The organism is Luteibacter sp. P4_E6, from assembly GCF_056401535.1.
Genome location: NZ_JBFUJE010000539.1, coordinates 1 through 2556 on the forward strand (window position 1 = coordinate 1; position 2556 = coordinate 2556).

Below are 2556 nucleotides of genomic sequence, written 5' to 3' on the forward strand. Positions count from 1 at the left end.
TCGCCAGCCTGGTGGCGGGCCTCATCTTCATGCCGTTGCAGTCGGATGCCCACAACGCGGTTGTCTGGACGCGCGCCGAGCAGGTGCGCAACGTGCGCTGGGCCGGCAACCCTGGCCTTGCCAAGCTGGAGAACTACCCCGGCGCCCGACTGTCGCCACGGCAGAGTTTCGCGACCTGGCAGGAGAACGTGCGCGGTCGCTCGCGGCCGTGGTCGCGGCTTCACCTGGAATCCGCGCGGGGCCTGCGCGTACTGATCGAGATGATGGAGCGTAAGCACTTCCAGCAGAGCTTCGCGTTGATGCGCGCCTCGCTGGCTCGCCTGCCCGACCCGATCGTCATCACCGATGCCTCACAGGACGACTGGCGCGAGTGCGCCGTGGTCTTCGTCAACGATGCTTTCGTGCACAAGACCCGCCGCAGCGCCGAGAGTGTCACCGGATTGCCGATGTCCGCCCTGCTCGGCGAAAGCGCCGACTCGGTGGTCGTACCCCTGCGCCATTCCGACGGCTCGCTACTCAAAAGCCGCGTCGAGCTGGAGCCGGTGGCAGACCCCGCCGGCGCTATCACGCATTGGATGTCAGTCTTCCATTTCGGCCCCTGACCCCCGCCCCTTCGGACCTTGAACCGCGCCCCTGTAGGAGCCGATTCATCGGCGATCCCGCGCCAGCGGGCCAGACTACCGCCACCACCCATCGCCGATGAATCGGCTCCTACGGGGCGATCCCGCAAAACCCATTCCGCGATGACGCCAGCCGGCCTTAGCGCTATAACATCCCCATGACCGACCGCGTCCGCCTCTTCCAGACCCTGCCGCACACCTGCGGCTATTTCGCCGAGCGGACGGCGCAAAATCTCGTGGTCGACCCGGGCGCGCCCAACCTCGACAAACTCTACGGCCCGGCGCTCGCCAAAGGCTTCCGCCGTGCCGGCGGCCACCTCTACCTGCCCCAGTGCACCGCCTGCCAGGCCTGCGTGCCCTGCCGCATCGACGTCGAGCGATTCACGCCGGACCGCGCCCAGAAGCGCTGCCTCAAGCGCAACGCCGACCTGACCATCCGCGAAGGCCTCCCGGGGTTTACCGCCGAGCGGCATGAACTGTACGAACGCTACCTGCAGGCACRTCACAGCGGCGGCGGCATGGACGGTGCCGACGAAGAGGATTTCCAGCGGTTCCTGGCTGCACCGTGGAGCCCTACCCTCTTCCTCGAGTACTACCTCGGCGAGCGCCTGCTCGGCGTCGCCGTGACCGACATCGCGCTCGCCGGCGTTTCGGCCGTCTATACGTTCTTCGATCCTGAAGAAGAAGCGCGCGGGCTTGGCACCTTCGGCATCCTCCAGCAGGTCGAGCTGGCGAAGCGGCGTGGCATTCCGTATGTGTATCTGGGGTTCTGGATCGCCGGGCATCCGAAGATGGATTACAAGCGGCGGTTCCGGCCGTTGGAGATTCGGCGGCATGGGCGTTGGATTGAGATGCCTTGAGCCGTCACAATCGGCGTTTACATCAGCACCGGAACCAACATGGGCCCGCGCCGCATCGTCTGCCTCACCGAAGAACCGACCGAAACCCTCTACCTCCTCGGAGAGCAGGACCGCATCGTAGGAATCAGCGGTTTCACCGTGCGCCCCACCGAAGCGCGCCGGGACAAGCCGAAGGTCAGCGCGTTCACCAGTGCCAAGGTCGACAAGATCCTCGCGCTTAAGCCCGACCTCGCCATCGGCTTCTCGGACATCCAGGCCGACATCGCGCAGGCGCTGATCAAGGCCGGCGTGGAAGTGTGGATCTCCAACCACCGCAGCGTTGAAGGCATCCTCGAATACATCCGTCGGCTTGGCGCGATTGTCGGCGTTGCGGATAAAGCCGAAAAGCTCGCGGCGACGTTCGAACGCGGGCTCGATGAAACGCGCGAAGCGTCGGCGCGCCTGCCCCGCCGGCCACGCGTGTATTTCGAGGAATGGGATGAGCCGATGATCTCGGGCATCCGCTGGGTATCCGAGCTGGTCGGTATCGCCGGTGGTGACGATGTGCTGCCGGGCCGCGCCGTGGAGTCGCTGGCGAAGAACCGGATCATTGCCGACGCGCAGGAAGTCATCGATACGGCGCCGGACATCATCATTGGCTCCTGGTGTGGGAAGCGTTTTCGGCCCGAGCAGGTTGCCGTGAGGCCGGGCTGGGAGAATGTGCCGGCGATTCGGGATGGGCAACTGTATGAGATCAAGTCGCCGCTGATTTTGCAGCCGGGGCCCGCTGCGCTGACGGACGGGCTGGGGGAGTTGCGGCGGATTATTCACGGGTGGGCGGGCAGGTAGTACCAAAATAGCTAGAGCGTTCCCTCGCCATGTGGGGCGGTATACGGACCGCCAGGCTCGCGAATGAGGCCTATGCGAATGGCCTCGCGCACGAGGGCCACGCCGCTGTGCACGTTGAACAGGTCCAGTAGGGACTGCCGGTGGCTCTCCACCGTACGCACCGAGATGCCGAGCTCGAGGGCGATGTCACTGGCACGCAGCCCCCGCGCCATCCGCTCAAGCACCTCGCGCTGGCGACGCGTCAGCCG

3 protein-coding genes and 1 pseudogene are annotated in these 2556 nt (G+C 65.8%); 3 read left to right on the plus strand and 1 reads right to left on the minus strand.

All coding sequences use genetic code 11. The features are described from left to right. The 3 genes and pseudogenes from AC1DT2_RS20470 to AC1DT2_RS20480 all read left to right on the plus strand — a co-directional run. Positions 1 to 602, plus strand: a pseudogene (locus AC1DT2_RS20470) (bacteriophytochrome BphP); the annotation flags it as partial. A 176-nt stretch (positions 603 to 778) separates the two neighbouring features. Next, positions 779 to 1480 carry an arginyltransferase gene (locus AC1DT2_RS20475; protein WP_477298369.1) on the plus strand — a complete coding sequence of 234 codons (702 nt, stop codon included), beginning with the start codon at positions 779 to 781 and terminating at the stop codon, positions 1478 to 1480. Positions 1481 to 1519: 39 nt separating this feature from the next. Continuing rightward, positions 1520 to 2308, plus strand: a complete 789-nt coding sequence (locus AC1DT2_RS20480; RefSeq protein ID WP_477298370.1) for a cobalamin-binding protein — start codon at positions 1520 to 1522, stop codon at positions 2306 to 2308. A gap of 11 nt (positions 2309 to 2319) precedes the next feature. On the opposite strand, the gene AC1DT2_RS20485 is transcribed toward AC1DT2_RS20480, so the two are convergent. Next, positions 2320 to 2556, minus strand: a 237-nt coding sequence (locus AC1DT2_RS20485) for a response regulator transcription factor (protein WP_477298371.1), incomplete at its 5' end; no start/stop codon positions are given.